At 41.5% G+C, this 13,259-nt stretch carries 14 protein-coding genes; 4 read left to right on the plus strand and 10 right to left on the minus strand.

Going from position 1 to position 13,259, the window contains the following annotated elements:
- Positions 1–134: 134 nt before the first annotated feature.
- Positions 135–1,016 carry a PPK2 family polyphosphate kinase gene (locus ACFOWS_RS05450; protein WP_379762942.1) on the plus strand — a complete coding sequence of 294 codons (882 nt, stop codon included), beginning with the start codon at positions 135–137 and terminating at the stop codon, positions 1,014–1,016.
- Positions 1,016–2,413, plus strand: a complete 1,398-nt coding sequence (locus ACFOWS_RS05455) for a M28 family peptidase (protein WP_379762943.1) — start codon at positions 1,016–1,018, stop codon at positions 2,411–2,413. The genes ACFOWS_RS05450 and ACFOWS_RS05455 overlap by 1 nt, the downstream gene beginning before the upstream one ends.
- 9 nt (positions 2,414–2,422) lie before the next feature.
- On the opposite strand, the gene ACFOWS_RS05460 is transcribed toward ACFOWS_RS05455, so the two are convergent.
- Together ACFOWS_RS05460 and ACFOWS_RS05465 are read right to left on the minus strand one after the other, a co-directional pair.
- The gene (locus tag ACFOWS_RS05460; protein ID WP_379762944.1) at positions 2,423–2,851 is read right to left on the minus strand and encodes a DUF1801 domain-containing protein; all 429 of its coding nucleotides are present in this window, start codon (positions 2,849–2,851) and stop codon (positions 2,423–2,425) included.
- A 32-nt stretch (positions 2,852–2,883) separates the two neighbouring features.
- A complete protein-coding gene (locus ACFOWS_RS05465; RefSeq protein WP_379762945.1) occupies positions 2,884–3,489 on the minus strand; it encodes a PepSY domain-containing protein in 606 nt (201 codons plus the stop codon).
- A 301-nt stretch (positions 3,490–3,790) separates the two neighbouring features.
- On the opposite strand from ACFOWS_RS05465, the gene ACFOWS_RS05470 reads away from it, so the two are divergent.
- Positions 3,791–4,723, plus strand: a complete 933-nt coding sequence (locus ACFOWS_RS05470) for a peptidylprolyl isomerase (protein ID WP_379762947.1) — start codon at positions 3,791–3,793, stop codon at positions 4,721–4,723.
- 465 nt (positions 4,724–5,188) lie between these two features.
- On the opposite strand, the gene ACFOWS_RS05475 is transcribed toward ACFOWS_RS05470, so the two are convergent.
- Positions 5,189–5,383 carry a cold-shock protein gene (locus tag ACFOWS_RS05475; RefSeq protein ID WP_036379291.1) on the minus strand — a complete coding sequence of 65 codons (195 nt, stop codon included), beginning with the start codon at positions 5,381–5,383 and terminating at the stop codon, positions 5,189–5,191.
- An 87-nt stretch (positions 5,384–5,470) separates the two neighbouring features.
- The gene (locus ACFOWS_RS05480) at positions 5,471–6,109 is read right to left on the minus strand and encodes a peroxiredoxin (protein ID WP_366587672.1); all 639 of its coding nucleotides are present in this window, start codon (positions 6,107–6,109) and stop codon (positions 5,471–5,473) included.
- Positions 6,110–6,274: 165 nt separating this feature from the next.
- Between ACFOWS_RS05480 and ACFOWS_RS05485 the strand changes: the two genes are divergently transcribed.
- Positions 6,275–6,817: a YfiT family bacillithiol transferase gene (locus ACFOWS_RS05485; RefSeq protein WP_379762948.1), complete on the plus strand. Its 543-nt coding sequence runs from the start codon at positions 6,275–6,277 to the stop codon at positions 6,815–6,817.
- A gap of 1 nt (position 6,818) precedes the next feature.
- Here the strand turns inward: ACFOWS_RS05485 and ACFOWS_RS05490 are convergent, their stop codons facing one another.
- The 6 genes from ACFOWS_RS05490 to ACFOWS_RS05515 form a co-directional block, all read right to left on the minus strand.
- On the minus strand, positions 6,819–7,346 hold the full coding sequence (locus ACFOWS_RS05490; protein ID WP_379762949.1) for a GNAT family N-acetyltransferase: 528 nt from the start codon (positions 7,344–7,346) through the stop codon (positions 6,819–6,821).
- Positions 7,343–7,666 (minus strand): cupin domain-containing protein, encoded by a 324-nt coding sequence (locus tag ACFOWS_RS05495; RefSeq protein ID WP_379762950.1) that lies wholly within the window; start codon positions 7,664–7,666, stop codon positions 7,343–7,345. The genes ACFOWS_RS05490 and ACFOWS_RS05495 overlap by 4 nt, the downstream gene beginning before the upstream one ends.
- 11 nt (positions 7,667–7,677) lie before the next feature.
- Complete coding sequence (locus ACFOWS_RS05500; RefSeq protein WP_379762951.1) at positions 7,678–8,238, minus strand: thioredoxin family protein; 561 nt, start codon at positions 8,236–8,238, stop codon at positions 7,678–7,680.
- A gap of 61 nt (positions 8,239–8,299) precedes the next feature.
- The gene (locus ACFOWS_RS05505; RefSeq protein ID WP_379762952.1) at positions 8,300–10,828 is read right to left on the minus strand and encodes a M14 family metallopeptidase; all 2,529 of its coding nucleotides are present in this window, start codon (positions 10,826–10,828) and stop codon (positions 8,300–8,302) included.
- Positions 10,829–10,913: 85 nt separating this feature from the next.
- Positions 10,914–11,288, minus strand: coding sequence for a PUR family DNA/RNA-binding protein (locus ACFOWS_RS05510; RefSeq protein WP_379762953.1), 375 nt, complete (start codon positions 11,286–11,288; stop codon positions 10,914–10,916).
- A gap of 78 nt (positions 11,289–11,366) precedes the next feature.
- Complete coding sequence (locus ACFOWS_RS05515) at positions 11,367–13,118, minus strand: ABC transporter ATP-binding protein (protein WP_379762954.1); 1,752 nt, start codon at positions 13,116–13,118, stop codon at positions 11,367–11,369.
- Between the last annotated feature and the right edge of the window lie 141 nt (positions 13,119–13,259).

Here is a 13,259-nt window from a genome sequence, read left to right on the forward strand (position 1 = left end):
TATTGAGGAGTCGTCAAAGGATTAATAAATTCGATGAAAATACCTACAATAACCATAAGTGGTAAAAATATCGATGAACTGCACTTTCAGATTTAGGGTTGAAGGAGTTGCCAAAAAGGATTATATTCATTCCTATGGAAAAAATACACCTTGGTTCATATCAGGTTGAGAACGGGATTGAACTAGCGAAAAGAAACACCTATGAAGATTTTGGGGCTTCAAAAAAGGAGCTCAAGAAAGAATTAAAGAATATCCGCAAAAAATTGGGGGATTTCCAAGATACGCTCTATGCCCATGGAAAGTATGGGGTTCTGCTTTGTCTTCAGGGCATGGATACTGCGGGAAAGGACAGTCTAATTCGCGAGGTCTTTAAGGATTTTAATGTTCGGGGAGTGGTTGTCCATAGTTTTAAGGTGCCCACTTCCCTGGAACTAAAACACGATTATTTGTGGAGGCATTACATTGCCTTACCCGAACGTGGCAAGTTTTCCGTCTTTAATCGAACACATTATGAAAATGTTTTGGTCACCAAAGTGCACCCAGAATACATATTGAATGAAAACATTCCGGGAATCGAGTCGGTTTCAGATATTGATGCATCTTTTTGGGAAAAACGATATCAGCAGATCAATGCATTTGAACAACATGTAGCTGAAAACGGGACCATTATCTTTAAATTTTTCCTTCATCTGTCCAAAGAGGAACAACGTCAGCGTTTGCTGAGAAGAATAGACCTGAAACGAAAAAACTGGAAATTCTCCCCTGGCGACCTTAAAGAAAGAAAATTATGGGAAGCCTATGAGAAATGTTACGAAGAGGCTCTGAAGAAAACATCAAAAGAGCACGCTCCTTGGTATGTCATTCCGGCCGATAATAAAGATGCGGCACGTGTAATAGTGGCTTCTATCCTGTATGAAGCGTTAAAAAAGTACAAAGATATTGAGGAACCTGAGCTTGACGATGAAATAAAGGCTAATTTAGAAACCTTTAAACAAGAACTGGAAAAAGAGAACTAATGAGAAGAGTTTTGTTGTTGGCCCTTTTGTTGGCGACTACCCCCTTTTTAGCGCAATCCGATGATGAAAAGCAAATAAAGGCCATTTATGATATGGCCCTAATCGATAGTAAGGCCTATGAATGGCTAAACTATCTCTCCAATCAGATAGGGGGAAGGCTTTCAGGTTCAGTTCAGGCCCAAGAGGCTGTGGAATACACTAAAGAACAATTGGAGTCTTTGGGATTGGACCGTGTGTGGCTGCAACCCGTTATGGTCCCTAAATGGGTGAGAGGTACCCCTGAATTTGCCTATATGGAAACCAAACCCGGACTAACCACCAATTTGCCCATCTGTGCTTTGGGCGGGTCTGTAGGTACGCCAAGTGGCGGTTTAAAAGCAAATATTGTTGAAGTACAAGGTATTGAAGACTTGGAAAAACTGGGTCGTAATAAAATAGCGGGTAAGATTGTTTTTTATAATCGGCCCATGGAAGCAACTTTGGTAAACACCTTTGCCGCATATTCCAATTGTGTGGACCAACGCTATTCGGGTGCTGCTGAAGCTGCAAAGTATGGTGCTTTGGGCGTAATAGTGCGGTCGATGAACTTACGTTTGGATGATTATCCGCATACAGGTTCCATGGGCTATGGCGATACCCCGGTAAAGGATAGAATCCCTGCTGCGGCAATCAGTACCAACGGAGCAGAACTGTTGAGCACTACCTTAAAGTTAAATCCGGATATCAAATTTTATTTCCGTCAAAACTGCAAACAATTAGAGGATGTGGAGTCCTATAATGTTATTGGTGAGATTAAAGGGAGTACCTATCCCAACGAAATAATGGTAGTTGGCGGCCATTTGGATTCTTGGGATTTGGGCGATGGTTCCCATGATGATGGCGCAGGTTGTGTTCAAAGTATGGATGTATTACGATTGTTAAAGGAAACAGGCTATAAACCCAAGCGTACACTACGTGTGGTATTGTTTATGAATGAGGAAAACGGTCTTAGGGGAGGAAACAAATATGCCGAGGTGGCCCAAAACAAAGGTGAAAACCATGTATTTGCTCTGGAAAGCGATTCAGGTGGATTTACGCCCAGAGGTTTTTCTTTTGATTGTTCCGATGAGAATTTAGAACAAATACAAAGCTGGAAAGGCTTGTTTGAACCCTACTTGATTCACCTTTTTGAGAAGGGGTATGGTGGGGCCGATATTGGACCCATGAAGAACGAAAGTATCGTTCTTGCTGGGTTGGTGCCAGATTCGCAACGGTATTTTGACCATCACCATGCGGAAAATGACACTTTTGAGCATGTAAACAAACGGGAACTCGAATTGGGAGCGGCTACCATGGCCAGTTTGGTCTACCTTGTTGATAAATACGGAACGCTGTCTACGCAAAAAATTAAAGGATAATTGGAAAAGCTACATACCCAAGGTGGGTAGATGTTTTACTTTATGGTATCGAAGCGCTGCACCGATACAGCTTTTCAGTTCATCGACGGGAACGGTGCCATCCATTTCAAATAAAATAGCCCGGCTTCCTTCAAAAGTGAACAGGTTGTTATAGATCATTTTAAACGTGGGCACCAATTTGCTGGTACATTGAAAATACATGGCGTATTGGTTTGGGTTTTTAGATTTCCAATCAATTCTAATGGTACTTCCAATAGGAGTTATATAGCTCGGCTCTCCCCACTTTAAGGTTTCACCCAATTGGGAGATTTCTTTGATTTCTTCGGCGGTTTCAATAATTAGATTTCTTAAAAAGTCCAATTTTTTCCGAACATGATCCGGGTAATTGTTGAAAATAGTTATTACTTCAGGTTTGGTGCTTACTTTAAGAGTTTCCATAAACATGCTATTTCACCATAGTGTAGTTAAATTTAAGAAACTGTACCCATAGTGTTCTTTTGGGATGGATTTTGGCTACTCCTGCCGGATTGCCTCATGCGTTTTGGGCCGTACCACAGCCAAAACCCGGTAATGGTGAACATTAACAAGGAGATTCCCATTATTGAGGTGTATATCAGCTTTATGATTCCTGATGTTCCCAAATACCGGTCAAGAATGGAACCATCATGAACATTTTCAAGAAAATCAGATTTTCTCTGTCCTACCGAAAGGACATCTCCTGTGGCTCCGTCCAGTTGCACCTCGTAATATTGGTCCACAAATACAAATTTTACCATACCCTTGTCCTTTCTGATATCAATTCGGTCCAATTCCAGGGATAGATTTTGAGAAACGGAGTTGTGTAAAGTGGTACAAGCAATGGTATGTAGACTGTCTACGGAAAGCCACTCCACCAATTCTGTAGAAGTACCTTTCTGGGATTCGGGCAAGATGGCCCCGTTGGTATTTTTTTTCCACCCCAATAACAATCCGGTTATGGATATAAAAAAGAAAAAAATAAACAACAATGCTCCTGTGGTTCGGTGAATCTTTCTAAAAATACGTAATACTTTGGCCTGCTTCTTTCTTTTGCCCATGCTCGGTTCAACTGTCAATAGGTAACAAGCGCCTAAGATCGACAAAAAGCGGTGAAAGAAGTGTTCAAGTTTTGTTAAAGACCCTTTGCATTAAAGAATAGTGAACAATTCTTCTTTACTGATACACATTTCAATCTTTTGGAATCCGGATTTTGGCCAGTTCTAACCTGAATAATATATGAATACACCTCGCCGATTAATTTGGTGTTTTCTCATTTTTTTTACCCTTGCTCATAATGCCGTATCTTTGCAGCCTTAAAAATGGATGTCGAGCTATCGTCTATCCCATAATACAAAAAAGATGCAAGACGGAATCTACGCAAAATTCAATACCTCAAAAGGAGAAATTCTAGTAAAACTTACACACAATAAAACCCCAGGTACCGTGGGCAACTTTGTGGCCCTCGCCGAAGGGGATATGGAAAACTCTGCCAAACCTCAAGGCAAGCCTTACTACAACGGACTCAAGTTCCACCGTGTAATCCCAGATTTTATGATTCAGGGTGGTTGTCCCCAGGGAACCGGAACCGGAGATCCCGGCTATAAGTTCGATGACGAGTTTCATCCGGACCTTACCCATGAAGGCCCCGGAGTACTTTCCATGGCAAATGCAGGGCCAGGTACCAACGGCAGCCAATTTTTTATTACCCATGTGGCTACACCTTGGTTGGATAATAAGCACACCGTTTTTGGTCATGTAGAGCACGGTCAGGAAGTAGTGGATGCCATAGCCCAAGGTGATGCTATTGAAAGTTTGGAAATTGTTCGTGTGGGAAAAGATGCTGAAAATTGGAACGCTATTGAGGCTTTCAGAACATTTGAAGGTGCCCGTGAAAGACGAATCGCTGAGGCTAAAGCCCAAGCAGAGGCAGAAATGGAAGAGCTGGCAGCAGGTTTTGAAAAAACCAACAGTGGATTACGATATAAAATCATCCAAAAAGGAAGTGGAGCCAAGGCCCAAAAAGGGAAAACAGTTTCGGTGCATTACGAAGGCTGCTTAGCTAACGGTCAGGTTTTTGATTCATCTTATAAACGGAACCAACCCATAGATTTTACCATTGGTGTAGGGCAAGTAATTCCTGGTTGGGACGAGGGAATAGGAATGTTGCAGGTTGGTGATAAGGCCCGATTGGTAATTCCATCGCACTTGGCTTACGGAAGTGCTGGTGCCGGAGGGGTTATTCCTCCCAATGCCACATTGATTTTTGATGTGGAACTGATGAATGTAAAATAGCATTAAATAAATAGGAGGAAAAAAGAAAGCTTCCAGAAATGGAGGCTTTTTTATTTTGTTCTATTCACACTTACCAAAAGAAGACAAAGGTTAAGGGCAAGCAAAAAGAATAATATGCTGAAAAACGTATTCATTGGGTATAGGTCTTTTTGTTGATAACACTTCAACGTAGAAAAACCCTACCATATTGCCCTTATTATTGTGAAAAGGTTCTAATCTTTTTCAAAAAAGCTGCCTTTGGAACCGTTCACACTTAAAATTAGCAATAGTACATTAATGATCAAAAGAAGCAGGAGTACTCCAAAGAATGTGTTCATTAGGTTGCATTTAATGGTTGTGGGGAACAAGTTGTTTATAGACTAGATATGAAAATGAAAAGAGGTTGCGTTGAGAAGTAAAAAAAATGCAAACAAAAAACCCGGGCGATTTGCCCGGGCCTGATCTATAAAAAAGTATACGGTTACCTTAATCTATAACTTGTACATTTACGGCGTTCAATCCTTTTTTACCTTGCTGTAGTTCAAATTCTACGGCATCACCTTCCCTAATTTCATCGATTAAACCTGAAACGTGTACAAAGTGATCTGTTTGCGAACCTTCTTCTGTGATAAAGCCATAGCCTTTAGAATCGTTGAAGAATTTTACTGTTCCTTTACTCATAATAAAAATTAAAAAATTAAATAAAGCGCAAATGTACGTTTAATTTATTGGGAATTAGGGTTTTTACACTTTTTCTTGAAAAATAAATTATGCTGTGGGGTCTGGAGTCAATCGCAAATACGGCTTAACCTCCTCAACCCCTTTGGTAAAGATTTTCTTTGCCTCGTCTGTTGGGATGGCCGGACTAACCACAACTTTTTCGCCATTTTTCCAGTTGGCAGGGGTGGCCACCTTATGATTGGCTGTCAATTGAAGGGAATCCACAACACGTAGCAATTCATAAAAATTACGTCCTGTTGAAGCCGGGTAGGTCAATATCAATTTTATCTTTTTGTCTGCACCCACAATGAATACAGAACGTACTGTTAAGGTGTCATCCGCATTGGGGTGGATCATATCATAAAGATCGGAGACCTTTCTGTCCTCATCCGCAATAATGGGAAAATTGACATTGGTTCCTTGGGTCTCGTTGATGTCTTTAATCCATTCCTTGTGCGATGCAGCGCCATCCACACTCAAGGCCATCATTTTTACATTGCGCTTCGCAAATTCATCCTTGAATTTGGCCGCTGTTCCCAATTCGGTGGTACAAACCGGTGTAAAATCCGCTGGATGGGAGAAGAGAATACCCCAACCATCCCCTAAATAGTCATAAAAATTTAATTTTCCTTCTGAGGTTTCCGCTGTAAAATCTGGAGCGGTATCCCCTAGTCTTAATGTTGCCATATATGTTGTTTTTTTAGATTGTTGAATGATTACCCTACAAAGTTAGTAGATAAATCAATGTAGTGATTTTAACACAGTTAAAACTGTATTAAAATTACATATTGGTTTAGGGAATATGGGCCTGGGTGGAATTAATTTTAGGCTGAAGTTCACTACCTTTAATGCATGGAAAAAGAAACTTTGGAACAACTAAAATATCCCATTGGGCTATTTGAAGTACCAGAAAGAATTACCGATGGGCAGTTGGAGGAATGGATTACCATTTTAGAGACATTGCCCCAGCGACTAGAAACCATGGTTAGCCCATTATCAGCGGTACAATTGGAAACGCCTTACCGCCCTGGGGGTTGGACGGTTAGACAATTGGTGCACCATATTTCGGATAGTCACCACCATAGTTATATTCGGTTTAAATGGGCTTTGACCGAAAGTAATCCGGTGATTAAACCCTACAATGAAAAGGCATGGTCAGATCTTTTTGATGCCAAAACAGCTCCCATTCAAATTTCTTTGGATCATTTAAAAGTGGTTCATGCCAAATTAGTGTATCTACTTCGTGGATTGTCTAGGGAAGAATTGCAGCGTAAATTCACCCATCCAGAGGGTAACACAGAAACCACCTTGGCCGTAAATGTGGGACGCTACGCATGGCATGGAAGCCATCATTTTGCACACATCAAGAATTTAATTCAACGCGAAGGGTGGTAACCTAGAGTTGCTTGGTCAATATCCACATGGCTTTTTCAGATGGTTTGGCACCAGGAAGGCGGAGTTCACTCTCCCGTTTGATTACATATCCGTTTTTTTGATAGAATTGAATCGGGCCTCTTTTTTGCATGGTATCCAGCCAAACTACTTTTTTGTTCAATTTTCGAGCATAGTCTTCAATGAGCTGTAACACTTTTTTTCCAATGCCCATCCCGGCATATGCTTTTAGAAGGTAGATTTTTTGTGCCAATAAGGAATCTTTTGGCGATAGTTCATCCAAGGATTGATCCCTGATAAGTTTAACAATGCCCACTACAGCATCTCCCATCTTAACCAAATAGTTGATTACATTGGGATCGGCCAACTCAAGTTTCACGACCTGCGGTGTAAAGCTTTTGGAAATATACGGGGTGGGATCTTCATTTTCCCAGAGATGGAGATAGTGCTCCCGATACGATTTTTTGCCAACAGAAATATACGTTTCTACAGTCCATGCAGTTACTTCTTCCAATAGTATTTCTTGGTTCATGAGTCCTTTTCTCCTCCTTCAGGGCCATAAAAAAATACCCAAGTGGCAAAATCATCTGTAAAGTTTTCAAACCTATGCTCTACTCCAGCCGGAACAAATAGGAAATCACCTGGAGAGAAAGAGGTTCGTTTGTCCCCATTCAAAAACTCACCACTACCCGAAACCACTACATAAATCTCATCTCGGGAATGAGGTTGTTGCAAGTCCACTTTTTCAGGTTTGTAAATTTCAACGGATAGCGAACCGTGTTCAAAGAGGGCCAAAAATGGGGAGTCTTGCTCCGAAAGCTTCTCCAATGCTGTTTTTGGACTTATTTTCATAGCCCAGTAAGTTAGGTCTCAATCCATTTGATGTTACAACCAATGCTTGGTTTTTGGTCGGCACTGATGGCACTTCCCTCCAAGAGAGCATCCATGGCATTTCTGAGGTCAGACCCGGTAAGCGGCACCCCATTTCCCGGTCTTGAATTATCCAACTGACCGCGATACACCAATTTTAAATTGCCATCAAAGAGATAGAAATCGGGGGTGCAAGCCGCATCATAGGCTTTGGCCACTTCTTGGGTTTCATCGTACAAATAAGGGAAGGTATAGTCCATTTCTTGGGCTTTTTCCTTCATCAAGTGCGGAGCGTCCTGCGGGTAATTTTCCACATCGTTGCTGGAAATGGCCACAAAGTTGATGCCTTTGGGTTGATATTCCCTACCCAGCTTAGAAATCTCTGGATTCACATGGATTACAAATGGGCAATGGTTACATATAAACATAACTACGGTCCCTTTTTCACCCTTTAGTTGATTTAAGGAAAGCTTTTGGTCGGAAACCGTGTCCAATAGTTCAAAATCTGGCGCCTTGGTGCCGAGGGGCAACATGTTGCTTGGTGTTCTGGCCATTGTTTTTGTTTTTATGATTATAGCATTCTTTACAAAGTTAGTTGAAGCAGGGTTTGATCCCTTACATCATCTGTCCAAAGAAAATAGCGTTCATCAATAATTTGTTGGTACCGTACCAAAATGCACGGAAATTGGTGTTGTCGGTAAATAGAATTACCCTTCCCTTGCCCAAACGCTGTACCTTAAAAGGTACACTATTTTTGATGAGCTCTGCATTTTCTTCAGAAATATAACCGCTCAACAAGGGATCATTGGTATACTGAATGGGATTGTCGTAACTGTTTTTTTCCGGCTCCAAGTAAATATTGGTATTTCGGAAAAGGGCCAGTTTATCATTTTTATAACCGTAATTAATGGGGTGGGAGCGGTCCAAATTGGCTTCAAAAATAGCACCACCTGTAACCTGTGCCCCTGTAAAGTCCTCTTTTTGGTCAAAGGCAATATTTTTCGCTACCAAAGTATCTTTTCGCATATTCAGGCTCATGAATTCGTTGCTGTTGAACCAATTGGCCGTGGTTCGGTAACCGATGACCGTCCCTCCATTTTTAACCCATTCCTTTATTTTTTCGGCGCCTTTTTTGTCGAGCATGGTGCCACCGCCCCAGCCTGTACCGGGCAATATCAAATCTGTATAAGAATCCAAGTCAACGTTGTTGAAATATTCTGTACCGATTTTGGTGATTTTAATGTCATAGCGGGTATCAAACAAATGCCAAATTTCGCCAGCATCATACGAGCGGGTGCCCTCACCAACCAATAAGGCCACTTTTTGCTTTTTGATGGGTTCAAAGTCCCCACTCCCTAAATCTATGCCTTCGGCAACGCCGGTAGATACCCCATGGATGGTCACACCACTTTCTTGGGCAAGCCCGCTTAAAAAAGTGTGGAGCTCATTGGCATCCAACGCTTGATTTTGAACCGGAACCATTATGGAACCATAGTCGTAACGGGTGCCTTCCAACGTAAATGGTGTTCTTGCTGTTTTGGCTCGAAGGCCTTTCTCCAAGATAGCGTTCAAAACTTTAGGGGTATAATATTCATGCCATTCAAATACATAGGCATAATTGCTCTTTTGATTGACCCTACCAGTCGGACGCTGAAAATTCACGACCTCTGGCCCTGCATTGGACAATGATGAAAGTTCGGCATAATCCACGTTGAACGCCAATGGAAAAGTCCAAGCAGAGATATCGTAAAACAAGCTATCGGTAAAGGTGGTTCGCTTCTCAAACATTGCTTTGATGAGCCTAGGGTTCTTTTGGTCCATGGGCACCACGTAGCTGTAGCCTTTTTTGTAAGCTTTTCCTCCAATTGTGGCATCTGAGGCCAATTCATGGAACTTGATTTTATGCCTGTTTAAAATTTCCGCTAAATGCCATGTTTTAGCGGCATCCTTGCTATCACCAAAAACCAGGGCTTTTGTTTTACTTCTCGAATTTTCGCTGCGCATATCTGCATAGAATTTTTTCTGGAAGTCCAACAGTTTTACCCGCATGTTATGGCCTGCTTCAATGGTTGATAAAGCTGTGGTAAACTGGTTTCGAATGGTAAAGGGAAAGGTCAACAGTCCATTTTCACTTTCTTGGATATGGCCCCGAGAACTGCCCTGTTCAAACAAAATACCAATACTTCCGTTCACATCGGGAAAGGTAGAGCCCTTGCCATAATAGTAATCGTCATAGTTCTCCTCGGAAAAATACAGCGAACCGATTTTATCCAAAGCTTTGGCATGATATGTTCCAATTTCTGCAGTAAGCTCTTGGGTTATTTTGGGGGTCAAAGGGTGTACCCGTGTTGGCTCACCAGGTTGAAAAAAGAAAGTGGAATTGGTACCCATCTCATGGTGGTCTGTTACAATATTGGGGAGCCACTTGTGAAAGGATTCCACACGCGCCCGACTTGCAGGCAATTGTGCCGGTAACCAATCACGGTTAAGGTCGAACCAGTAGTGATTGGTTCGTCCACCTGGCCACACTTCATGGTATTCACGCTCGTTATTGTCTGGATTTAGATTTTGACTTTTATGGACATTGGCCCAATAGGCAAATCGCTGCAAACCATCTGGATTGAAACTGGGGTCCATGAGTATGACCATATTATCGAGCATGGCATCAATTTCAGGACCCTGTGCCGCCGCTAAGTAATAAGCATATGCCAATCCAGCATTGGCACCGCTGGGTTCATTTCCATGGATGGAAAACCCTTGGTAGACCACAATGGGCATATCAGCGGTGTTTGTATCCGAGTTTCCTTCGGAAAGAGCAATGTGCTGTTGCCTTATGGTTTCTATATTTTGATGATTTTTGGGGGAGGTTACCGTGAGTAGGAGTACTGGCCTGCCCTCGTAAGTGCTTCCCCGGTTCTCAATAGTGATTCTTTCACTGGATTCCGCAAGTTGGTACATATAGTGCACCAATTTATCATGGGTCACATGCCACTCCCCAACCTCATGTCCTATAATGTCCGCAGGTTTGGGAATGTTTGGGTCGTACGAAATGCCATCAGGTAAATAATAGTTTAAGGTTACTTCTTGGGCAGTAAGGTTGAAGCCGCCCAATACCATTAAGAAAAGGAGGATGCTTTTTTTCATGAGGTGAACATTGAGTTAGTAGTGTTAAAAATAAAAAACGACCTGCATTGAACAGGTCGTTTTTCATTATTTTTAAGAGTGATGTTTAAATGTCATCAAAATCTACATCAGTGAAACTATCTGGAGCACTTCCATTTTCACTGAACTTGTCGTTTTCTTCTTTCTTAAAATCTTTTTGGTGGCGTTCAGAGATTACTTCATGTCCTTTTTCATCAATAATGTAGTCCATCATTTCCTCCATAATTTCCCTGAAAGCTTCAAAATCCTCTTTGTAAAGATATATTTTGTGCTTTTTGTAGTGGAAAGAGCCATCATCATGCGTAAACTTTTTGCTTTCTGTGATGGTTAGGTAGTAGTCACCGGCCTTGGTGCTTCTTACGTCAAAAAAGTAAGTTCTTCTTCCTGCTCGTAAGACTTTCGAATAAATCTCTTCCTGATCCATTATATCTTTCTCGCCCATTTGGTCTCGTGTGTTTTAAACTTTGGTTGTATCTTCTCCCAAAAATGTAAAAAAAAAGCTAATCCAGCAACTTTTTTATCATTCTTTACCTGAGAGTTGGTTGATGTAGAGTTCTTTATAGTACCCTTCAACGTTGTTCAATTGCTCATGGGTACCCTCTTGGATGATACTGCCATTTTCCAATACAATGATTTTATCAGCGTTTTTGGCCGAAGATACCCGGTGGCTGACAATCAAGGTGGTTTTATCTTGAGATTCGCGTTTTAGATTGTTCAGGATTTCTTCCTCGGTTTCCGTATCAACAGCAGAGAGGCAGTCATCAAACAAATAAATCTTTGGGTCTTTAAGCAATGCCCGCGCAATGGATACCCGCTGTTTTTGTCCACCACTCAATGTAATGCCACGCTCACCAAGAATGGTGTTGTATTTTTTGGCAAATCCTTGAATGTTTTTGTGAACAACTGCTTTTTTTGCGACTTCAACGATTTCATCATGGGTGGCATTTTCATTTCCAAACCGAATATTGTTCTCAATAGTGTCCGAAAAAAGGAAGGCGTCTTGGGGTACGGCCCCAATGGAACTCCGTAGGTTATTGAGGTTCAAGTTTTGTAGCGGGGTGCCATCAATCAATATTTCACCAGAAGTGACATCATAGAGACGGGCTACCAAATCCAGAATCGTGGACTTACCCGAACCTGTTTTTCCCAAAAAGGCCACAGTTTCGCCCGCTTTTATGGAAAACGACACATTGTGGAGCGCCGTAATTTCGGTATCCTCATAGGTGAACGTAACGTTTTTGAATTCGATATTTCCATTAATCGGAGTTTCTTGGTTTACATGGTTTTTTATGGAAGGCACTTCTTTTAAAAACTCATTGATACGTTTTTGGGAAGCTTCCGCCCGTTGAATGATGGAAGTAAGCCATCCCACAATGGCCACGGGCCAGGTAAGCATGTTTACATAAAGAATGAACTCCGCGATAATACCAATGGATTCAATCTGACCATTGATGTATTGTCTACCTCCAATGTAGATCACAAAAATGTTACTGATTCCTATCAAAAGAATCATCAGCGGGAAAAACCACGCGTTCACTTTGGCCAACGCCATACTGGTGTCTTTTCCCTCTTGCGCCAAATCCCTTAATTCCGAATTGATTTTGGGTTCCAGACTGTACGCCTTGATCACGGCCACCCCAGAGAACGATTCTTGCGTAAAGGTGGAAAGTGTGGATAAGAACTCCTGTACCTTGGTACTTCTTTTATGAATGATTTTGCTAATCTGATAAATCAAAACAGATAAAACCGGCAAAGGAAGCAATGTATAAGCTGCTAAGGTTGGTGCTTTAATGAACATCAACGGAATTAGACAGGCAAATAAAGTCAAGGTTTGAATCCCGTACATAATGGCAGGTCCTCCATACATCCGTACTTGGTTGATATCCTCACTGATTCGGTTCATGAGGTCACCAATCCTATTTTTTTTGTAAAAATTGAGGCTGAGCAGTTGGTAATGGTCAAACACCTCATTTTTTAGGTCATACTCAATGTAGCGGGAAACGTTGATGATGGTCTGCCGCATTAAAAAAGTAAAAAGCCCGGATAACAGGGCTGCACCGATAATAATCAGGATGTACTCAAAAAGGTTGGTCTTGGCCTCTGTGAAAGATATGGTCTTGGCATAAATGCCCTCCAGCACATCGATGGATTTCTTTACATAAGACGGCATTACAAGTGAAAAAACCCGGGCAATGATGGTAATCAAAATTCCCATCAACAGCTTAAACCAGTATTTTTTGAAGTATTTATTTAGGTGTTTTAGTTCCTTCATGAAAGGGAAAGGTGGTTTGTGAACGTCATTTTTAAGCAGACAATCCAGCAAATATATACTATCGAAAACAAAGTAAATGTTATAAAACTGATAAGAAAACAACTTTGGTAGGTAAGATTGAAATATAAGATTACTTTTGCG

The organism is Flagellimonas marina (genome assembly GCF_042651185.1).
Lineage (GTDB): Bacteria > Bacteroidota > Bacteroidia > Flavobacteriales > Flavobacteriaceae > Flagellimonas > Flagellimonas marina.

Coding starts and splice junctions, on each gene's coding strand:
- ACFOWS_RS05515 (WP_379762954.1), bottom strand. CDS start 13,118: ATGAAGGAACTAAAACACCTAAATAAATACTTCAAAAAATACTGGTTT.
- ACFOWS_RS05455 (WP_379762943.1), top strand. CDS start 1,016: ATGAGAAGAGTTTTGTTGTTGGCCCTTTTGTTGGCGACTACCCCCTTT.
- ACFOWS_RS05510 (WP_379762953.1), bottom strand. CDS start 11,288: ATGGGCGAGAAAGATATAATGGATCAGGAAGAGATTTATTCGAAAGTC.
- ACFOWS_RS05495 (WP_379762950.1), bottom strand. CDS start 7,666: ATGAAAATAAGTCCAAAAACAGCATTGGAGAAGCTTTCGGAGCAAGAC.
- ACFOWS_RS05500 (WP_379762951.1), bottom strand. CDS start 8,238: ATGGCCAGAACACCAAGCAACATGTTGCCCCTCGGCACCAAGGCGCCA.
- ACFOWS_RS05470 (WP_379762947.1), top strand. CDS start 3,791: ATGCAAGACGGAATCTACGCAAAATTCAATACCTCAAAAGGAGAAATT.
- ACFOWS_RS05475 (WP_036379291.1), bottom strand. CDS start 5,383: ATGAGTAAAGGAACAGTAAAATTCTTCAACGATTCTAAAGGCTATGGC.
- ACFOWS_RS05490 (WP_379762949.1), bottom strand. CDS start 7,346: ATGAACCAAGAAATACTATTGGAAGAAGTAACTGCATGGACTGTAGAA.
- ACFOWS_RS05485 (WP_379762948.1), top strand. CDS start 6,275: ATGGAAAAAGAAACTTTGGAACAACTAAAATATCCCATTGGGCTATTT.
- ACFOWS_RS05450 (WP_379762942.1), top strand. CDS start 135: ATGGAAAAAATACACCTTGGTTCATATCAGGTTGAGAACGGGATTGAA.
- ACFOWS_RS05480 (WP_366587672.1), bottom strand. CDS start 6,109: ATGGCAACATTAAGACTAGGGGATACCGCTCCAGATTTTACAGCGGAA.
- ACFOWS_RS05465 (WP_379762945.1), bottom strand. CDS start 3,489: ATGGGCAAAAGAAAGAAGCAGGCCAAAGTATTACGTATTTTTAGAAAG.
- ACFOWS_RS05460 (WP_379762944.1), bottom strand. CDS start 2,851: ATGGAAACTCTTAAAGTAAGCACCAAACCTGAAGTAATAACTATTTTC.
- ACFOWS_RS05505 (WP_379762952.1), bottom strand. CDS start 10,828: ATGAAAAAAAGCATCCTCCTTTTCTTAATGGTATTGGGCGGCTTCAAC.